Origin of the sequence: Guptibacillus spartinae, assembly GCF_028610625.1 — a bacterium.
Taxonomy (GTDB): Bacteria; Bacillota; Bacilli; order Bacillales; family Guptibacillaceae; genus Guptibacillus; species Guptibacillus spartinae.
In genome coordinates, this window is sequence record NZ_JAQQWU010000003.1 from 441,830 (window position 1) to 461,489 (window position 19,660).

The window sequence follows — 19,660 nt, forward strand, 5'->3', positions numbered from 1 at the left end:
GTCGTCGTGACAGGAGGATTTTTTTCATGTAAGCTTCATACTGAATTTCTGAAGTGAATCCATTAGCGTCGGTCTCTCATTCTCATCCCGGCCAATCACGTGAGTCGCTGTTACTAACGAATTAAGCACCGCTTCTTCTGTCGCTTCACCAACGGCACGAAAAGCGGTATCAATTTCTTCCTCATGAATGGTTTCGAGTTTTTGAGTTTGCGGTTGATACTGATGGGCAACTTTGTTCGCGGTGGAAAAGCCAATGATAATCTCGCCACTTCCAGTTGTGATAATCGATCCTGTTCTAGCTAATCCTGTAGATGTTCGTTTAATAATGCGATGAAGCTGACGCTCTGAAACGGGGAGATCTGTAGCAATGATTACCATAACCGATCCTTTATCTTTTTCTTCCCAAGAATGAAGAAGAGCTTCTTTTAAATTCTTACCGACTTTTTTTCCATTTATATGTAGGTCTCGAAGGATACCAAAGTTGGTCACAACCAGGACACCGATGGTATAGGTTCCATGCTGGAGTTTTACTTTTCTCGAAGCCGTCCCAATCCCGCCTTTTAACGAATAGCAAAGCATTCCCCTACCAGCCCCAACGGAACCTTCTTCAAAACTAGTCGAAGCATTTGCGATCGCTTCATGAACATGATGCTTTTGGACGTGTTGTCCTCGGATATCATTTAAAAACATGTCGTTGCATTCACCAATAACAGGATTTACGGTTCCAGTTGTATCGCCAATTTCATGATTTTGTTCTAGCATATATTCAAACACGGCATCAGCAGCCGTTCCGATACTTAACGTATTCGTTAAAATAATTGGTGTTTCAAGCGTACCAAGCTCATTCAGCTGAATCGTCCCCATTGTTTTACCAAACCCATTAAGCACATAGCTCGATGCAATGACTTTCTGTTGAAACAGATTTCCTTGATGGGGAAGGATGGCTGTTACGCCAGTTTGTACCTTGCCATCATGTATTGTTGTATGGCCAACAGTAACTCCCTCAACGTCAGTAATAGCATTTCTTTCGCCAGGCTTCATTTCTCCTATTATGACTCCGAAATCTCGTAATCGTTTCTGACGCAAAAATATCACTCCCCTTTTCTAATAGTTTACTATTATTTCTAGTTGATCCAAGTCCCTAAAACAAATGTTAACTGAAAATATGATATAATTAACGAGACGTATAGAGAATATGTGAACAGATAACTAGTAGAAAAGAGTGAAACAAAATGGGTCGTAAATGGAATAACATTAAGGAAAAGAAAGCATCCAAGGATGCGAATACAAGTCGAATTTATGCCAAATTTGGTCGTGAAATTTATGTAGCCGCAAAGCAAGGGGAACCGGATCCAGTAGCAAACCAGGCGCTGCGCTTAGTTCTTGAACGTGCGAAAACGTATAACGTACCAAAAGCCATCATTGACCGTGCGATTGAGAAAGCGAAGGGTGGAGCGGATGAGAATTACGACACGCTTCGTTACGAAGGATTTGGTCCAAGCGGATCCATGGTGATTGTTGATACGTTAACAAACAACGTGAACCGTACTGCATCAGATGTTCGATCTACTTTTGGAAAAAATGGCGGAAACATGGGTGTAAACGGTTCTGTTGCTTACATGTTTGATGCAACAGCCGTATTCGGAATTGAGGGCAAATCTGCTGACGAAGTACTTGAACTGTTAATGGAAGCAGACCTTGATGTTCGTGACATTATGGAAGAAGATGATGTCGTAATCGTTTACGCAGAACCAGATCAGTTTCACGCGGTACAGGAAGCATTCAAGAATGCAGGCATTACTGACTTTACCGTAGCAGAGCTTACGATGCTTGCCCAAAATGACGTAGAACTTTCAGGAGAAGATCAGGAGCAGTTCTTAAAAATGATCGATGCGCTTGAAGAATTGGAAGATGTACAGCAGGTCTACCATAATGTAGATCTTGGTGAAGAATAAAAAGACAAAAGGGGGCTTCCGGAAACCGGATGCCCCCTTTTTAGAATGGAACAAAATTCACTTATGAAAAATGTTCTTTTTTTCTTCTTTTCTTTTTATAGGCAAGAAGCGTTGTCTTTAGTGATGCATAGTTTCCAATCGCCGCGTATCCGTAAAAATATCCCATAAACAAGCCAGCAACAAGGTGATGACGATGACTATAAAAGACGGATATGAGAAGTCCTAAGATAATTGCAAGCGTAGGAACAAAAGTACGAGGGATTGGCGTGAAAATCTTGATGAGCTGTGTGAGGATCATGACTAAAGGGATCGCAAGAACAGCGTCCCAAAAGTTTGTATGGACAACAGGGAATGTCATGAATAAATTCCTTTCCAGTTTAAGGGTTTGATCCTAGTATTTGCTTTTATGAATTTCTTAAACGGGTAGGCTTGAGGAAATTCATATTAGGATTGATAAGTCCAGTTAGCTTATGGAATATTATGTTAATATTAATGGTGAAGGTTAATACAGGACTTGTTCAATTAAAGGGCAGTTTAATGGAAGACTTGAATTCAAGATAAGCGTTATACTTACGTGTGAATAATTTCTCGTAACCGTTAAGTAGAAATCCATATTTTATACATCTAAATAAACCACTTTATTATAGAATGAAACTTTTTTAATTGTCAGACGTATACAATATATAGGAATATTTAACTGCTAAATTCAAAGTTGAGTGGTTTTAAGGTGGTGGGAAATGAAGTTATTTGAAGTGTTCTACAAGTACATAGTAGGCATTGTAGGGATCATATTTATTAGTTGTATGACTGTTTTTTTTACAGATGGATTTGAACTGAATATAAGTCTCTACGTTTATAATCTATGGGACGTCATCCTTTCAATCATTACTCCTTCTAATTGGCACTTTCAACAATATGTCGGTCACCAATTAGTAGAGAAGCCGTTGTTTTCCTATATATTCGACAACTACCTTTATTCCATGACGATTCTTTTTGCTGCATTAGTGATTGCTATTGTTCTTGGAATGATGTGTGCCCTATCAACTTTTGGTTTCCCTCATAAGATGAAACATGCCATTCATACTGTGTTAAATGGTTTGGAAGCGTTACCTGACATTCTTTTTATTTTTTTACTGCAAATGCTTGTAGTCTGGATTTATAAGACTTTTGATATTTTACTGTTTGAATTTGCTTATCTAGGTGAGAAAATCTATTTGTCTCCCATTTTATCTTTATGTATCTTACCGACAGTCTTATTTTATCGGGCATTTTTGCTTTTGTTAGAGGAAGAATGGAAGAAAGATTATGTTCAGTACGTAAGAAGTAAAGGGTTTAGTCGAATGCATGTTTTGATATGGCACTGCTTAAGGAATATTAAAATAAGTCTGGTGATTCAATCGAAGCCAATCGTGTGGATCACACTATCCAGCTTGTTGGTTATAGAGTATTTACATAACTTCTATGGTATCGTTCGATTAATCTTTTTTGATACTCGACCGTTTATCATAGCGATTACTCTCATTCTAATTTTTACACCATTTTATATCATTTATAGTGTTCTAGAATGGATTTTCAATGTGAAACAAGCTGAGGAGTTTAATGATTCAAGAGTTTCCATGAGTGGTATGAAACTATTCTCCACGAATTCTAAAAGCCTAGCCAATCGTGGTATACATATTTTTTCATTAATAAACAAAATGGGACGTTTTTTTGTATCTCTGTGTAAAAAGCCTAAGTTTGTAATAGCACTGATCTATCTGTTAGGGATCACAATCACAAGCTTTATGTATAGCTATATTGCAGAAGTTCCAGTGAGTACCATTGGAATAATCCAAGGTGAACAAGGGACTTATCATGACCCGCCTCATCCGCCGGGTGACGGAGTATTACTGTTAGGGTCAGATACGCATGGTCATCCTATTTTAAGTAAGTTAATCGTTGGTGCGAAGTACACCATTCTTCTTACTGCATTGATTGCGTTTTTACGAATTTTTATTGGGTACGCGCTCTCAATACCTTATCTTTTTTGGTTAGGAAATCGATCTAAAAAAGTTATTAATAACATTGCTGATGGGATGCAATTCCTCCCTCTTTCTCTCATTGCGTATATTTTGTTAGTAAATGTTTTGATTTTTGATGAAGACCAAAGACTTTTTGCTGAATCTGTTATGACGTCTAATATCATATTGGAAGTTAGCATTCTCGTTTTATTTGCTATCCCTGTTGTATTAAATACAATTGGTCGTGAAGCTGAAGAAATCTTGAGAAGAGACTTTGCACAAGCAGCCATTTTATTAGGCGGAAGTAAAAGTAGACTCTTATTTCAACATATAACAGTTCATCTCTTTCCGAAGCTAGTCCACCTTTTTGGACAACAAATGATTCAAGCACTTCAAGTTCTAATGCATTTAAGTGTGTTTAGAATACTTTTAGGAGGAGGGGTAAGGAGTGGCGGTGTGGCTTCACAGTCATTAACTTACGAATGGACTGGAATGTTTGAAACCATGCGTATGGGTATCATGACTGAGCGATATTGGCTGATTGTACCGGTTCTTGTTTTATATGTTCTTCTCATTTTTTCGATACAAGCAGTTGTAAAGAGCATCATAGACATTCAACAGCAGAAGATTGGGATTTATTCAGGTAAGAAGAAAACAAAACAAGTGGATAATGAAGGCGAGAGAAGGGCTTCTGGGAGTAGTGAACTAAACAAAGAGTCGTTTGTTTTTATGAATAATTAATTTTAATTGATATTAAACAAACGGGTGCCTTTAATTAAGAAACATCTCGATATCGAGTCTTCTGTTATCTCGGAGCGATTCTGCAATAACATAATGCGTATAAGTGATTGAATGTTCTTCATCAATTAGGTGTAATTTCTGATTAAGGAATTACACCTTTTTCTTTCAAAAAATAGTTGAGTAACTGGTTAGGTTTTGAAATAATTGGAATTGATCGAAAAATAGAGTTTTGTAGAAATATAGTCATATATCCTGTTTATTAGGAGGTAATAGAATGTATGAAACAAGATGGAATACTAAAAAAGAAATTCCTATTATGGCTGACTTTTGGTACAAAATGGCCTGTGAAATGGGAGATATAGATGGCATTCCAAAGCCAGATGTACAGAGGCTTGAGGAAGTTAAGAGCTTATTTCTAAAAGAATTTGAATTAGGTAATTTAGTATTCAGAGTTGCCATCGATAGCGATGATAATATTGTTGCTTGTTCAGGAGGATTGATTAGGACAGAGTATTCATATCCGCTTGCAGAAGAACAGAGCCTTTTTGGTTGGGTGATAGCAGTATATACGAAAGAAAATCATCGGAATAATGGGCTAGCTTATAAATTAGTCGATGAAACTTGTGGATGGCTTAAAAAAAATGGGGCAATCCGAGCAAGGTTATGGACAAGTTCCACTGGAAGAAAGGTTTATGGAAATCTAGGGTTTAAAGATATGATGGATATGTCAAAGCCACTTACTTAAATACCATCATCAATATACAAAATGACAATAACTAATATGGGAGGAAAAAATTGATACATATAGGCTTAGACTTTGATGACACTCTCATTGATATGAGGAAATCAATTGTTAGGTTGTTAAATGCATTGCATCAAAAAGATCTGATTTATGAAGATATTAAAGAATATGGAGTTTCGGATTTATATGGCTATACATTTGATGAATTCATAGAGTTTTTTTCAAATAACCAAGCTGAACTTCATATTGAAAAGCCTTATCAATATGTAAAAGAAGTTTTAAATAATGCGGCTCAGGAGGCAAAGTTCACAATAATTACAGGACGCCCAAACGACTGGATAGAAGCTGCTTTACGTTGGACTGAAGTGAACCAGTTACCAGTAAAAGAGGTAGTATGTGCTTCACAATATCGAAATGGCAAAGTGGAGTGTGCTGATCTGAGAGATATTACACTATTTATTGAGGACCACCCTGATCACGCAATGAACCTAGCAGATAATGGAATTGAGGTCTTGTTACTCGACAAACCATACAATCAAAATTGTCTCCACAATAAGATTAGAAGAGTTAAAGATTCGGAGGAAATAGGTGGGATTTTAGAGTACCGTTTTTAATAGTTGATTAAAAAAGTTATTCCGTTATCTCGGAGCATATCTCGAAATAGATATGTTCTTTTATTGTATAAGAGATGGATTTTTCAGAAATATTTTGAAATAATTGGTATTGGAAAAATGAATAAATGGAGGGATATATTTTGAAAGTTGAATTTACAGGTCATGAATTAAACCCAGGACACGACATGAAGAAATTATCGATAATGACGGCACAATGCCTAGTAGAGGACATGCAAGATGGAGTGGAGGAGCAGAGAAAGATTCAAATCACTACATCAAATTCCTTAATCATTGCAGATAAACTAAATACCGCAGAGCCAAATGAGAGCAAGATGACTTTACTTGATAAGGCGCTATTGAAATCTGAGGATACTATGTTCCCTCTAATAAATGAAGGAAGCGTGACAAACTTTAACGGGATGCTCGTTTTGAGTAATGTAAAGATTGTTCCATTTGCTAACCCTGACAATGTCATTGAGTATGATAGTTATGCTCTTTATACTGATCATATTATGGGGTTCGGTCTAACAGAGTAGTGGAAGAAGTTTAGTTTTACTTCTTACACAAAATCGGAGCGTTTACTTAATAAAAGTGAGCGCTTTTTTCTATGCTATCTTTTTTCTTTAATTTGGTAGAATGAACCATTATTTATGATACAATATATGTGAAATATTTCACATGCTGAATCAGAGGTGTATGCAGTTATGAGTATGAAGACAAAACTACTATCAGCTTTATTTTCTACGTTGTTCTTAACCACAGCATGCTTAATAGACGGACTTACATATTCGGGTGGTGAGCTTGGTACGGAAGAAGATATTGGATATATTGTGATCATTCTAATATTTACCGGGTTCGGTAATCTGGTATATGGCATTCCTGTATCACTATTATCAGATTGGATATCTAATAAGATACCAGCATTTCGCTTTATCATCGCAGCGTTTATACATATTTCTTTAGCTCTCGCCACGTATATTTTCATTGAAGATTTGTCTTTTTTTGCTGTTATAGTTGCCGCACTATTCTTTGCAATTGAAGAATGGCAACACAGAAAGCGTAGAAAGTTCAATCTAAAATTATTACTGGGTAACAGCTTATTTATTCTTGTTCTCTTAGTTGGATTATGGGGGTTTACTCAACTTGATTTAGAAGAAAAGACGAATAGACAGTATCTTATTCCAGAAGGGTATGAGGGTGCTATTCTCGTTAGGTACAATATGGCAGGTGAACCTGATCTGGAAAAAGTAGATGGACAAAAAGTGATTCAAATCTCTAAAAATGGTTACTATGGAGAAGCTCGAACTTCATCACATGAACCACATGGTTTATTGGAAGATACGTATTATTATGTCAATAGTGAAGGTGAACAAACCGAAATTGATCAGTCTTGTGTGTATCGTAGCCAATTTGGAAACTATCAATTGGATGGAGAAAAGGAGATCGAATATGAAACCCTTCAAGTAACAAAAAACAATTGTGGAGAGGTTTTTGTACTTAAAGGAAGTGAACTTTATGAACAACAAGAAGAGCAGATCCTTTCTGATTTATTTTATTAAGATGAAGAATGACAGTGAGACATTGATTAGAGAATTATCAAAAACGAAAGATATATATTGCAACGCAATTGGAGGGGTTTTTTGAGCAAAAAAGTTACTTACAAAGAAATAGTAGTGAGAAAAATCTTTGCAGCGTCTGCAACTATTATCCTTTTAACAGGTATATATCTTTTAGTTGCTGTTTTTCAAACTAATTCATTTTCAAGTAATCACGTTAATTCCCCTATAGAAGACATTTCCTCAATATTTGTTATGCTTTTTTTTTGAGTTTATATTTGCGGACTACCTGTTTCATTTATAAGTGATTCTTTAGCAAATTCGATTTCAATTACTATTAGAAGCAAAGAAGTATATATTGCTGCTATGCTACATATGTTTGCTGGTACCTTAATAGGGTTTGCAAGTTTGATTCCGGCTGTAACCTTTTTTATGATTGATCGAACGTTACTTACAAAACGATTGTATAATCTGCCTATCACTGCCATCATAGTTCTATCATTATGTTTTATAATATATAGATTGGATCTGAAAATTGGAGAATTAATAGGTTTTTAATAATATACTTAAGATTTATCTAAACGGAGATAACCATTTCCCCTTTGTATTCGGAGCTTATCTGTAATAAGATAGGCTCCTTTCTAGAAGAACCAGTTTCGATAAAGCTTGGGTGCTGTAACTGAAAGAGCTATGATTAAAAGACTGACAATCTATATATGTCAGTCTTTTTTTGATGGTGGATTTTTCTTCGAGATAAATGAATAGTTCCTTTAAAAAATAATATAGAGAAAAAGTAAAATAAATTGAGCCAAATGTAGCTTTCGTTTGTCTAATAGATAGAAGAAACAAAGAGAGGGTGATAATCATTAATCGATTAGTCAAAAAAGCTCAAGAAGGAGATGAAAAAGCCTTTCTTAAGCTTTTTCAGCAATATCAAGAAGATCTTTACCGTATAGCCTATGCTTATGTGAAAAATCAAAATGATGCTTTGGATGTGATCCAGGAGGTGGCATATCGTTCTTTTAAAAAGATCGATACATTAAAAAATCCGGAGTATTTTAAAACTTGGTTAACCAAAATAGCTATCACATGTTCGATTGATTTAATTAGAAAGAATAAAAAGGTAATTCAATTAAAGCCAGAGTACGAAGAATTCTTCGGTTCAGAGGATGAGGATGTTTCCCTCTCAGTTACTCTTCAAGATTTACTCGATCAGTTAAATGAAGTTGAAAAAAGCATCGTCATTTTAAGATTCTATCAAGACTATTCATTTAAAGAAATTGCGGATTTTTTGGATTTACCATTAGGAACAGCGAAGTCAGTCCTATATCGCGCATTACATAAACTTCGAAAAAATTTTAAGGAGGTTCGTATCGGTGAATAACATAAAGGAAGAATTCAAAAAGATTGAAATCCCGAATGAAATAAATAACCGAGTTTCTTTAGGGGTTCATCAAGCCAAAAGTGAAAAAATGAAAAAGAAAAGAACCCCAAAATGGCTTCTTGGTGCGGTAGCTTCAGTAATGATCCTGGGTACAGGATTTACTTTTGGTGGTTCATATATTGCCGGTGCTGCTGAAACATTATTTAATCAACTATTTGATTCTAGACAAAACTTTGAAGAAGCTCATCTCGAGAAGGACCCAGAATTTTATCATTTATTTGACCAAAGCTTAGCATTGGCTGAAGAGGTTTTAACAGAAGAAGAGTTTGCAGCCTATATTCAATTACTTAAAGAGCAATTTGAGATACAGAGTGAAATACGAAAAGAGAATCGAGAACCTACTGGTGAAGAAGCAGCGAGATTACACCGAATTATGGAATTAGAGCGTTCCTACGAAAGTGAATTTGCACTAAAGGAAGCTCAACAATTGGCAAGTTACTCGATCACAACACCCACCTATTTACCAGAAGGGTATAGACAGGATAACGAAAGTTTCTCTATCGAAAAAAAAGGAGAGGAACCCGTTATTGAATTAGACTTTAGTAATGGAGAATATAAATTTTCGACAGACCAGCTAGGAATAGATAAAAAACATGGTTTAGAAGAATATACCTGGAAGGATGCTAAAGAATCCGAATCATATTCTTTAAATGGAATTGAGTTTTTCTATGTTAAAACTGAAGAGAACTTTACTGGAATGAGGGTAACACTTCCGGAAAAGGGATACAAAATAATAATGAGTGCAGACAATTTATCAAAAAAAGAAATGGAAAAAGTATTACTGTCTATGGTTGAAAGACAAAGGAACAGTTAGATACTCCAAAGGTTGTTTCCTCCGTTAGCTCAGAGCTTATCTATAATAAGATAGGCTCTTTTTAGTGAAAAAGATGGATTTATTAGCTCTTATTTGAAATAATTGGTATTAATCATTTTTATTAAAATGAGATGTAAATCGAACTACTTTATGCCCTAGGAGGATTATTATTTGAATACCAAAAAACTTGATTTGATCATCTTATCAACCCTGACCGTTGCAGTTCCGGTATGTACAATTCTACCGTACCTTGAAATAGTTCCGGACCTTTTACTATTCATCATCTTGCCAGTAGGAATTATCTTTTGCCTCATAGGGGTAATGGCTTCTGTTCTAAGGATACAAACCAGTGGTTGGAAACAATCATAACAAATATCAATGTTCCATAATCTCGGAGCAAAAGTTGAGTAATAATGTAACGTTTCAATTTTGGGAATCTGAAGGCGCTATCCAGTCATTTTAATAATAAAAGGAGGGGTAGAGTGGCAAAAAGAGTTAGAGATATTATGAAATATAGACAGATTTCACTAGCCGCTTTATTTCTCTCTTTAACCTTGAGCATTATAGGAAGTATTTTTGGGAGTTGGTGGCTGGCCATTCCAGGTACTTCTCTTTTAGTGATCTTCTTTATCATATCCTTTACTTTATGGAGATGTCCGGTTTGCAAAAGAAGATTGCCACTACGATTTGATATCGATCTTGATCTAAATGATGTGTATCGTTGTCCTTATTGCCAGACAAAATTTTTGGGTGGAGAAATAATAGAACAATGAAAGTACTTATTAAGTAATCTCGGAGCGAGTCTTTAATAAGTAGGGAGGAATGTCTCCTACACAAGGGGTATCCATCTACCATCATTTTAAAGTATTTCGCCCATTTACCGAGATAACGCGTTCCTGAAAGTGAGGTTTTTGAAATGTTATTAAAAGACTTGCTTCAATCACGACAAAGATACCTTTGTCTTCCTCTGGACTTTCCGTTTCGTTTTAATTTTACGCTCCCACAATGTAGGCAGCCTAATCCTTCCTTAAAACGAGTTTCCCCAATGCTGGTAAAGGCATCTTTTATATCTTCATCTTCATCTTCATTCGAAATGAAATCTTCTTTTAACCGATTGAAACGCTTAATCTGATCAAGAATTTGAGAAATCAAAGTGGCAGATCGATTTAGAAAAGGAAGAAGAGTTAGAGCATCAAAGTTATGTAATGTGATCTTGGGGACAAAAAGGTCAATATGATGTTGAACTGGATGAGATTGATAGTGAGTTGGGCAGAACAGAATTTCAGCGAGATCTAGAAGATGAAAATTATGAATATGAACGTGAAACAAAGCGATGATTCACTAATTCTTAATACTTGTTTTGAATAATTAATACTCCTAACAAAATTGATGTTAGAAGGAAAAGATACAAAAAAACAGGCTGTCGTTAAAGTTTCGACAGCCTAAAACCATAAACTTATTATTTTTTGTTTTCTGAATTTTTAGTTAGGGAAAAGCCTAATTGTGCTATTAGGATCCAAATAATAAACAATAGAATGTTTTTTGATATGACATATCCATCGATAGCTAAGTCGTATCCTGCCGGTATTAACATATCGGGAGACCTATAAATAACTATCAAGCATATAATCGCTATAATTATTATTATAAAACCTAATATTCTTTGTAGGTTAAAATTCATAGGTAGTTATTCCTTTTCTTCGTTAATTTTTAATAACTAATAAGTTTATACTCACCATAAGAAGGAGTTTTAACAATGTAGGGTGATTTAGACCTAACTACACTTCCTGTTTTGGTTACTCTGGTTCCTTTTTCTACATTATACTTTACTCTATACCCCATATAAACCCTAGAATTTTTAGGTACATTTAAAGTGTAGCTCTTTGAACTAGTAACTGTTTTTGATAATGAAAATCCTAAATTTGAATATGATCCTTCAGCAGAAACAGAAAATGTAGTTGATCTGTCCGAGCGAATCGAACCGGTATAATTTCCTGTAACAACGTTATCTGATACTCTTCTAAAAGAGGACCATTCTGTATAAGTTGAAACATTTTCTTTGGAGTATTTAACAGTTCGGATGATTGAATTAGTTCCAATATCAGATTCATTTCCAGTTTTTAATGTTCCATTTGTATCCTCGTAAAGGAATGGCTCATCTGGGTAAAATACAGGAGCTGCTGAAGGTTCGTCTTCAATTTGAACATCAGCTTCATTAAAAATTTCTTCCTCCGCGTTTGCAGAAGTATTAGTAGAACCTAAAAATGAGGTGAAAACTAGTAAAAACATAAGCAATAGAATTACAATCTTCTTCATTTCATCTTTCTCCTCAAAAAAGTATTTTTGTACAAACCTATTAATATATTACGTGATATTCGAGTCGAATTAGTTTTTTTCTCTTAACTACTTAATGTTTTTAAAAAAAATATACGCTCTTCGCCTCGGCATTGCTTGATTTGACTGGGGCTCTTGCGTAAGTATCTTTGCTGTATAAGTGCTCCATCCCAATTTGCATATCCTTTCAATTCACCTGTTGATTTGCTCGCTGCAAAAGCTAGAGTTGGAAATATTGTAACGATCAATGAAAGTGAAGCGGACAATATGATTGCTTTCTATTTCTACCCTACATATTTAACCTCCCCTTCCTAATAATTACATTATTGATGAAAAGTGGAGAATTGTATATATGATTGTTTCGACATTTCAGATATTTATTTCGACAACAAATTCCTATTTGAAATAAATATAGTAGTACATACCATTTTTTATAATGGGGGTAACTTCTCCTATGTCTGTGTCAACCGTCATTCCTCTTCGTCTGCACTACTCCTCAATAAAGGTTTTAAACAAGGCTATCTAACCTTAATTTATTTGTCTAACTCAGTGTAGCCGATTCATCTTTTAGGAGGGAGTAAAGACCAGTTTTCAGATAAGAAACTAGGATTTATTTCTGAATTATTTGTGATAGAGGAATGCAGAGGAAAAGGTATCTCAAAACAATTGATTAAAACTGGTTTTGAACAATTAAAACAAGAAGGATACTCTGAAGTTCGTTTAAGCGTTTTTGATGGAAATCGAGCAATTAAGATATATGAAAATCTAGGCTTTAAAAAAACAGAACAATTTCTATGAGTATTTCATTATAAATAATACTCTTCCATTATCTCGGAGCGATTAAAGAGTAAATAATAAGTTTAGGGAGGGAATTATGGAACTAATATTTGTACGACATGGTCAAGGACAGCATACACTAGATACACCTAATAGTTTACATATAAAAAATCCTTCTCTAACAAAAGAAGGAAAAGAGCAAGCATATTTATTAAGAGATACTTTTCATCTGAAAAGTGAAGACACGCTCATTATAAGTCCTACTCAAAGAACGCTAGAAACTGCTCAAATATGGATAGGAAGTGCGAAAGTTAAAGCAATTGTTAGTCCCCTGGTTTCTCCAAGAATGTTTCCACAAAAACAAGAATGGCGAACGCTTCCTTGTGACGTAATGATGAAACGGGAGAACATTGAAAAGGTATTTCCTGAATTTAATTTAGATCACCAGGTTTCTGAAGAGCTTTGGAAAGATGGTATAAATACTTTACCAGAGAAAGAGTTTCGGATTATTGGAGAAGAATTCTTGAGAGGGTGCAAGCAAGAAGAGAAAGGGAATATTTATGTCGTGTCACACGATGGAACGATCACATCCTATCGCCAGTTAATCTCAAAACGATTACTTACTAGAGATGACTTTCCCAAGGATGCTGGTTGGATAAGAATTCAGTATTAAACAAACTCGGAGCGAATCTTTAATAAAGATTCGCTCCCTTTTTCTTCAGTTATGGATTGCCTTAAGGTCATCGTTTTGAAATAATTGGTATTGAATGACCTGAAACAATATCCTAGAGGGAAATCTCGTAGAAAAGAAGGTACTATACTATGTCTTTGAAGTTAGAAACTGAACGGTTAAATCTGCAGCCATTTAATAAAGAAGATGCAAGCAGAATAAAGGAGCTGGCAAATAACAAAGAATTAGCTACCATTCTTGGTCTTCCTCATCCATACGAATTAGAACTTGCCGAAGAGTGGATTGCCATACAACCAAAACAAATTCAAAAGGGACTTGAATACCCTCTAACCATAGTAACCAAAAAGAAAAATGAGATTGTAAGGACGATTACTTTAAGGGTTAGCTAAGCTCACTTGGGAAAATACAAATAGCTCATTTATTCCTCTAGATATTCAAAAGAAAACCTTAAGGAAGCAAATTCAGAGGATACAATGATTAATAGATTTGAGAAGTCAATGATGTTAGTTGCTGAATACGATGAATACATTAAACGGTATGCTTTCTTTTCTAATGGCAAATATCGTACACGCCAACGAAACTTATGTAAAGATTGCCTAAAAACATTCAACGATATGACAAATAAGCAAGCCATTTGCAGGCTTACGAGAACTCCTACACGAAACGGTTAATGAACGCTTAAAACAACGTGTGAAGAAGGGCCTCTATCATGTTCAGTATGTTAATAATTTCCACATTTGCTTGAAAGGGTGGTTGGAACGTTTCCGAGGAGTAGGAACTCATTATTTGGACAACTTTTTCTATTGGTTCCGTTGGTTGGTATGAGGGAAGGGTTTAGCATTTGATAAACGAGTAGAGCGCATGCTTATTTCAGCTTGTCAAAAATCGAATTATTCAACAGGTCAAATGCTGAGAAGTGCATAGTTACATAGGGAAGATTTGTATGTGAAACGTATAATAGGAATTGTAGTCTAATTAAATGAGGAAGTGTTGATTTTGAAAAAAAACGTTCTATTTATCCTTTCTTCTTTTCTCATATTAGGATTATTCGCTTGCTCTAATCAAAACGGACAAGCAAATAATAATAATGACCAAAACACGGTTAATACCCAAGAAAAAAGTAGTAATCAAAAAAATGTAAGAAAAGTTGTTTGGAATCAATTATCTAAACAACAAAAGGAAAGTATCAAAGGTACATGGAAAGATGGCAATGTATCAAAAGTAACATTAGAAGAGAATATGATGAGTGAAGTTAAGGACAAATCATACGGAGGAAAAGAAGTTTATAGGATTACGTTTCCTAAATATGGAAAGTCCGAACCGAACTTTGTAGTTGTTTTTGCCGACATGAAAACTTTTAACTATATTGGTTATCCTCTTGTACGCTAAAAAAATTAGTAAAAAAGGGGATTTGTGAAAATTCCTTTTTATATATATAAAAGCAACATAGTTTACGAAAACAGCCTTTCATAAAGATATCTTGAGACCAAGTCTCCTACAATCTCGGAGCTTATCTTTAATAAGATAGGCTCTTTAATATGACTAAAAGATTGAGTTATGCGTATTCTTTTGAAATAATTGGTATTAGAAGTTAAGTAGGTTGAGGGAAGAATTTTGAAATCTATTAATTTCGATTTTAAACAATTGTACTGTTCTTTTGGTAAATGGAAGTGTTTTTCACGAATGGTAATTAAGTGAAAGGTTATTTAGAATATGAACACTCATTATTATATTAGGAGCTTAACTAATGATACTTGATAATGATAAAGGACTTTTACTTATGCGCAATGACCAATTAGGTGAGCGATCCTGGAGAAGTGATGAATGTTATAAATTAATTTTTTCTCCATTTGGAAAAGGATATTATCAGACTAATCATGGTGATATATCCATCGATAAAGATGAGTTCTTAATATTGAATCCTAATGAAGTTCATAAACAAATCAGGTCAATAAAGGAAAAATTTCTTGTGGAGATACAACCATCTATGTTGCAAGATGCGTCAGAACAGATGGGCATCGTTACATCTCCTGAATTTTCTTTGATTTCTTATAAACATCCTCAAATTCAACAGTGGGTGACGTTTGTTCGAAATTTTTTATCACTAAATGAAGCAGCTGGCTCAGTGGTCAATCAGTTTTTTCTTGATAACAGTCTGACCCAGCTGTCCATTATGATGATGCAATACGGTGCGGGATCTCATCAAGTAGAGTTTCCAGTGATAAAAAGTAAGGATAACATTAATGATGTCATAAATGCTTTTAAAGAAAGCTACCGTGAAGACTGGACATTGGATGAGATGGCAAAGGTTGCAAGACTAAACAAATATCAATTTGCACACCTTTTTAGAGAGGAGCTAGGTCTCTCTCCTTATTCATGGTTGCAACTTTATCGTCTATTACGAACGCAACACTCCTTATTACATTCCAATGACCCAATTATTTCGATAGCTTTTAATAATGGGTTTAAAAGTGTCTCTTCTTATAACCAGTTATTTAAGAAAATTTATCGGAAGACGCCAACAGAATTTCGCAGGATTCACGGTTTTGATAAGTAAAACTCCAATACTTAGCATGACAATGAGTAACCCACTACCTATCATTAAATGTTGAATTGAAATAAACATAACTAAGATTCCATATAAACCTAAGGACAGGGTGTTGGAAAAATATAATAAGACAGCATTGGAGCTAAAAGCGCGACCCATTTTCTCTTCTGGCACAAGTGTCTGAAGAAGATAAACACGAGTTAGGCCAGCAATTGGTAGCCCTATACCAACGATAGCGCAACCAATAAAAAAATGTTTAATATCATATAAGAGTCCATAGTATGTAATTCCTGTACCCCAAATCAACGATCCTATTAAGTAGATGTGAAGAGTCATTCTTTTAATAAAATAGGGCAAAACGATATTTCTTAAAATAACAACGCCACCAAATACTCCTTGCAAAATGCTATAGAGTTCTTCACTTTGTAAGCTCATTTCTGACAATGCAAGCAAGAGCCCTACTTCCCACACCCACGTGTTAAAAAAAACAATAACAAAAGTGAGAAGAAATAATTGTCTTACTGTAGCGTGTGCCTTTACCCAGGAGGCAAACTCGAGAATGGAGCGATAGACTCCTTTAATTGATTTCTTAACAATTGGTTTAGAGTCCTTCAACTGTATTCTATAAATAAATAAAGCACTAATGCCATACGTTATGGCGTCTAGGGTGAAAAAGTGTATAGCTCCTAAGGTGTGTAGTAACCAAACAGTTATAAAGGGGCTAAGGACGGTTACGCCTCGAGTTAATGTGTCATATAAGCTGTTCGCATTTGTGCGTTCCTTTTCTGTTGTAATAGAAGGTAGAACGGATCGGTGAGTCGGGTTAAAAAAACACCCTATACTTTGGATGAGAAAGCTCACCATTAATAAATAGAAGTAGGAAAGTACATCCATATAATACAAGCATACGATTGAAAAGATGAGAGGAATGCGAGCAAGATCGAGATAAACTAATAATTTTTTCTTAGGTAACCAATCAGCCATAACGCCACCTATTAATCCAAATAGAAGGTATGGCAATGTCTCGGCCATAGCCATCCCAGTAGTGTGAAGGTTGGAACCTGTTAAATCATACGCTAAAAACAAAAAAGCCATTCCAGAAAGAACATCCCCAAGTCGAGAGACTCCTCCAGCAAGTAAGTAATAACGGATATTTTTATTTTTCCATAATTTTTTGTACATCATGATCACCTCATCACTATTTTAAGGAGAAATGAAGTGAACGTCTGTCTGATTATTGTTATAAATAAAAACAATATTTCTATAGAGTAGCAAATTATAATAGGTAATCAACAATCTCGGAGCGATTGTGTAAAATAGTTAGGTAGGATTATTAGAGGGATACGGCTCGTGGGTCCTTTCAAAATTAAACAGTATTCCATATTAGAAAAGCCACCGACTTTGGGCGTTGGCTTTTCGTTAGTGTATTGACTTCTATTTTTTACCGAAGTATATTATCACAATTTAGTAGTTACAGAATTTCGCAATGATGTTATTAAGTATATCCTCATTTTCTCGAACCTTCTTGTAAATAAGATGTATCTTCTGTTTGGGAAAAGTCTTTTGGTTGGTGATAGGTATTTTTTTGAATTTTAAATTCGTATTTTTTACCATTCCATCAGGTAAAAAGCCTATCCCTTTCAGCTCATTTATTAACTTGATCTCTAAATCACTATGACCGACCTCAATTAGTGGTTCAAGGTAATTAGGTTCAAATTCATTTTTTATCCATGTTTCAAAATCATATCCCCAATTCAAGTGAATCCAAGGGAGTTCACTAAGCTCTCTAATATTTTCGATAGAATCTATTGGTATATCTGTTGGGGCATATAAACCAATTGTATCCTCAATGATAGTAAAAGAATTAATGTTTTTATTAATAGGTTTATTATATACAAACCCTATATCAATAGTGCCATCCAAGACTTTGTCAATTATTACTGAAGAGTGTTCGGTTATTAACTTTAAAGTATGTACAGGAGAGAGGCTTTGTTTAATGGCATCTATAATATTTTCTCTCCAGATGGAGTAAGTACCCGCAAGCGTGAACGTAGTAGGCGATTCCAAGACTTCTAGAGCAACTTGTTTTGATTTAGCCCATAAGTCCATCTGTCTATTTAAATATGGAAATAGTTTTATACCAAGTGGAGTAAGTTTAATTGCTTTTTTATCTCGGATTAACAGAGAGCCACCATAAAAACTTTCGACCGTTTGAATCCTTGTTGTAACTGTTGATTGTGTTATATGCAAGATCTCCGCAGCTTTTGAAAAACTCTTTACATCCACAACTGTTAGAAACGTTTTTAACTGTTCAAAGTCCATAGAATTTTACACCTTTCTCATTATTGAATAACTCAATTATAATTATCTATAATTTCGTTTTATCTATAATACTAATCTGAACTATAATAGATATCAATAAGAGGGAGGGTTATAGATGACAAATTCCTTTACTGAGAATAATAATGTGAAAGAGTTTATTCAACATCATTTTGAACAAGTTAAAACCGATAGACTACTGCTTAGAAAACCTTGTCAAGAAGATGCACCATATGTTTTCCAAATCGAAAGTGACCCAAGAACCAATCAATTTAGACCAGCAGGACCGATGGAGCATATTGAAGAGGCAACTGAAAATATAAATGGATGGCAATTAGATTGGAATACATATGGGTTTGGATATTGGATGGTTACTTTACCGAATGATCCAGAGGTAATAGGCGTTGGTGGTATTAAAAGCATACGTTGGAAGGATAGAGATGTCTTAAACCTATATTATAGATTTTCACCAACGGCATGGGGAAATGGATATGCTTCAGAACTAGCAAAGTGTGCTGTTGTTATGAGAAATAATTATTTATCTAATATTCCCATTGTAGCAAGAGTCCGTTCTAGTAATATCTCATCACTTAAAGTCGTAGAAAAGAATGGTCTTCAAAGACACCATGATTTAGATACTTTTGAACATCTTGTTTATGCATTAGGTTGGGGGAATAAGTAAATGTAATTTTCCTGTGAATTTTTCACTAGTGCTAAATGGAGTATAAGTTGAATAATTATCTTCAACAATCTCGGAGCTTATCTGTAATAAGATAGGCTCCGATTAATGTGAAATAAAAGATTTAGTGTATCTCAATGATTTGAATAATTGGAACTGAAGATATAGACAGTTTATTGAAGAATTAGTTTTGAGATAACATAGAAAGGGTTAAATAGATGTACTCTGGTGGAGATGTTATTTTTGTGAAAAAAACAAAAAAATATAATAATAGGGTGGAATAAATATGGCTATAAAGTATGACGAGTATGATTTGTTGTGTATTTTGCAATAGAAAAGTGCAGGAAAATGCAAAGAAAAGTGCAGAGGTTTGTCACCCGGAATACTTCTCTTTATTTTCTTTTAGATAATGCGTTTGTTAAGCGGTAACTCTCTCCTTGATAAGA

21 protein-coding genes and 2 pseudogenes are annotated in these 19,660 nt (G+C 34.8%); 17 read left to right on the top strand and 6 right to left on the bottom strand.

Annotated elements, in window-relative coordinates:
• Positions 1-24: 24 nt before the first annotated feature.
• On the bottom strand, positions 25-1,041 hold the full coding sequence (locus PQ511_RS08825) for a DmpA family aminopeptidase (RefSeq protein ID WP_273851557.1): 1,017 nt from the start codon (positions 1,039-1,041) through the stop codon (positions 25-27).
• A 191-nt stretch (positions 1,042-1,232) separates the two neighbouring features.
• On the opposite strand from PQ511_RS08825, the gene PQ511_RS08830 reads away from it, so the two are divergent.
• Positions 1,233-1,955 (top strand): YebC/PmpR family DNA-binding transcriptional regulator, encoded by a 723-nt coding sequence (locus PQ511_RS08830; protein WP_273851523.1) that lies wholly within the window; start codon positions 1,233-1,235, stop codon positions 1,953-1,955.
• A 61-nt stretch (positions 1,956-2,016) separates the two neighbouring features.
• On the opposite strand, the gene PQ511_RS08835 is transcribed toward PQ511_RS08830, so the two are convergent.
• Positions 2,017-2,313, bottom strand: a complete 297-nt coding sequence (locus PQ511_RS08835; RefSeq protein WP_273851524.1) for a hypothetical protein — start codon at positions 2,311-2,313, stop codon at positions 2,017-2,019.
• Between the two features lie 379 nt (positions 2,314-2,692).
• Here PQ511_RS08835 and PQ511_RS08840 point away from each other — a divergent pair, with 379 nt between their 5' ends.
• From PQ511_RS08840 to PQ511_RS08880, 9 genes are all read left to right on the top strand, one after another.
• Positions 2,693-4,696 carry a hypothetical protein gene (locus PQ511_RS08840; protein WP_273851525.1) on the top strand — a complete coding sequence of 668 codons (2,004 nt, stop codon included), beginning with the start codon at positions 2,693-2,695 and terminating at the stop codon, positions 4,694-4,696.
• Positions 4,697-4,970: 274 nt separating this feature from the next.
• Positions 4,971-5,441 (top strand): GNAT family N-acetyltransferase, encoded by a 471-nt coding sequence (locus PQ511_RS08845; protein ID WP_273851526.1) that lies wholly within the window; start codon positions 4,971-4,973, stop codon positions 5,439-5,441.
• Positions 5,442-5,491: 50 nt separating this feature from the next.
• Positions 5,492-6,052, top strand: a complete 561-nt coding sequence (locus PQ511_RS08850; protein WP_273851527.1) for a hypothetical protein — start codon at positions 5,492-5,494, stop codon at positions 6,050-6,052.
• 140 nt (positions 6,053-6,192) lie between these two features.
• Positions 6,193-6,588: a hypothetical protein gene (locus PQ511_RS08855; protein WP_224600455.1), complete on the top strand. Its 396-nt coding sequence runs from the start codon at positions 6,193-6,195 to the stop codon at positions 6,586-6,588.
• 168 nt (positions 6,589-6,756) lie between these two features.
• Entirely contained in the window at positions 6,757-7,611 is an 855-nt protein-coding gene (locus PQ511_RS08860; protein ID WP_273851528.1) for a DUF6843 domain-containing protein, read from the top strand.
• Between the two features lie 856 nt (positions 7,612-8,467).
• Entirely contained in the window at positions 8,468-8,992 is a 525-nt protein-coding gene (locus tag PQ511_RS08865) for a sigma-70 family RNA polymerase sigma factor (protein ID WP_420541676.1), read from the top strand.
• Positions 8,985-9,866: a DUF4367 domain-containing protein gene (locus tag PQ511_RS08870; RefSeq protein WP_273851530.1), complete on the top strand. Its 882-nt coding sequence runs from the start codon at positions 8,985-8,987 to the stop codon at positions 9,864-9,866. The genes PQ511_RS08865 and PQ511_RS08870 overlap by 8 nt, the downstream gene beginning before the upstream one ends.
• A 171-nt stretch (positions 9,867-10,037) precedes the next feature.
• The gene (locus tag PQ511_RS08875; RefSeq protein ID WP_273851531.1) at positions 10,038-10,235 is read left to right on the top strand and encodes a hypothetical protein; all 198 of its coding nucleotides are present in this window, start codon (positions 10,038-10,040) and stop codon (positions 10,233-10,235) included.
• Between the two features lie 113 nt (positions 10,236-10,348).
• On the top strand, positions 10,349-10,639 hold the full coding sequence (locus PQ511_RS08880) for a hypothetical protein (RefSeq protein ID WP_273850636.1): 291 nt from the start codon (positions 10,349-10,351) through the stop codon (positions 10,637-10,639).
• 13 nt (positions 10,640-10,652) lie between these two features.
• On the opposite strand, the pseudogene PQ511_RS08885 reads toward PQ511_RS08880, so the two are convergent.
• Positions 10,653-11,018, bottom strand: a pseudogene (locus PQ511_RS08885) (transposase); the annotation flags it as partial.
• Between the two features lie 558 nt (positions 11,019-11,576).
• Positions 11,577-12,182, bottom strand: coding sequence for a hypothetical protein (locus PQ511_RS08890; RefSeq protein ID WP_273851532.1), 606 nt, complete (start codon positions 12,180-12,182; stop codon positions 11,577-11,579).
• 645 nt (positions 12,183-12,827) lie between these two features.
• Here PQ511_RS08890 and PQ511_RS08895 point away from each other — a divergent pair.
• From PQ511_RS08895 to PQ511_RS08920, 6 genes and pseudogenes are all read left to right on the top strand, one after another.
• A complete protein-coding gene (locus PQ511_RS08895; protein ID WP_273851533.1) occupies positions 12,828-12,998 on the top strand; it encodes a GNAT family N-acetyltransferase in 171 nt (56 codons plus the stop codon).
• Between the two features lie 76 nt (positions 12,999-13,074).
• Positions 13,075-13,650, top strand: coding sequence for a histidine phosphatase family protein (locus PQ511_RS08900; RefSeq protein WP_273851534.1), 576 nt, complete (start codon positions 13,075-13,077; stop codon positions 13,648-13,650).
• 149 nt (positions 13,651-13,799) lie between these two features.
• Positions 13,800-14,057 (top strand): GNAT family N-acetyltransferase, encoded by a 258-nt coding sequence (locus tag PQ511_RS08905; protein WP_273851535.1) that lies wholly within the window; start codon positions 13,800-13,802, stop codon positions 14,055-14,057.
• Positions 14,058-14,295: 238 nt separating this feature from the next.
• Positions 14,296-14,592 (top strand): annotated as a pseudogene (locus tag PQ511_RS08910) (IS1595 family transposase); the annotation flags it as partial.
• Positions 14,593-14,664: 72 nt separating this feature from the next.
• Positions 14,665-15,057, top strand: coding sequence for a hypothetical protein (locus PQ511_RS08915; RefSeq protein WP_273851536.1), 393 nt, complete (start codon positions 14,665-14,667; stop codon positions 15,055-15,057).
• A 358-nt stretch (positions 15,058-15,415) separates the two neighbouring features.
• A complete protein-coding gene (locus PQ511_RS08920; RefSeq protein ID WP_273851537.1) occupies positions 15,416-16,225 on the top strand; it encodes a helix-turn-helix transcriptional regulator in 810 nt (269 codons plus the stop codon).
• Here the strand turns inward: PQ511_RS08920 and PQ511_RS08925 are convergent.
• On the bottom strand, positions 16,160-17,398 hold the full coding sequence (locus PQ511_RS08925; RefSeq protein WP_273851538.1) for an MFS transporter: 1,239 nt from the start codon (positions 17,396-17,398) through the stop codon (positions 16,160-16,162). The two genes, PQ511_RS08920 and PQ511_RS08925, sit on opposite strands and share 66 nt — an antisense overlap.
• A gap of 282 nt (positions 17,399-17,680) precedes the next feature.
• On the bottom strand, positions 17,681-18,538 hold the full coding sequence (locus PQ511_RS08930; RefSeq protein ID WP_273851539.1) for a LysR family transcriptional regulator: 858 nt from the start codon (positions 18,536-18,538) through the stop codon (positions 17,681-17,683).
• Between the two features lie 115 nt (positions 18,539-18,653).
• Between PQ511_RS08930 and PQ511_RS08935 the strand changes: the two genes are divergently transcribed.
• The gene (locus PQ511_RS08935) at positions 18,654-19,217 is read left to right on the top strand and encodes a GNAT family N-acetyltransferase (RefSeq protein ID WP_273851540.1); all 564 of its coding nucleotides are present in this window, start codon (positions 18,654-18,656) and stop codon (positions 19,215-19,217) included.
• The last annotated feature ends 443 nt before the right edge of the window (positions 19,218-19,660 follow it).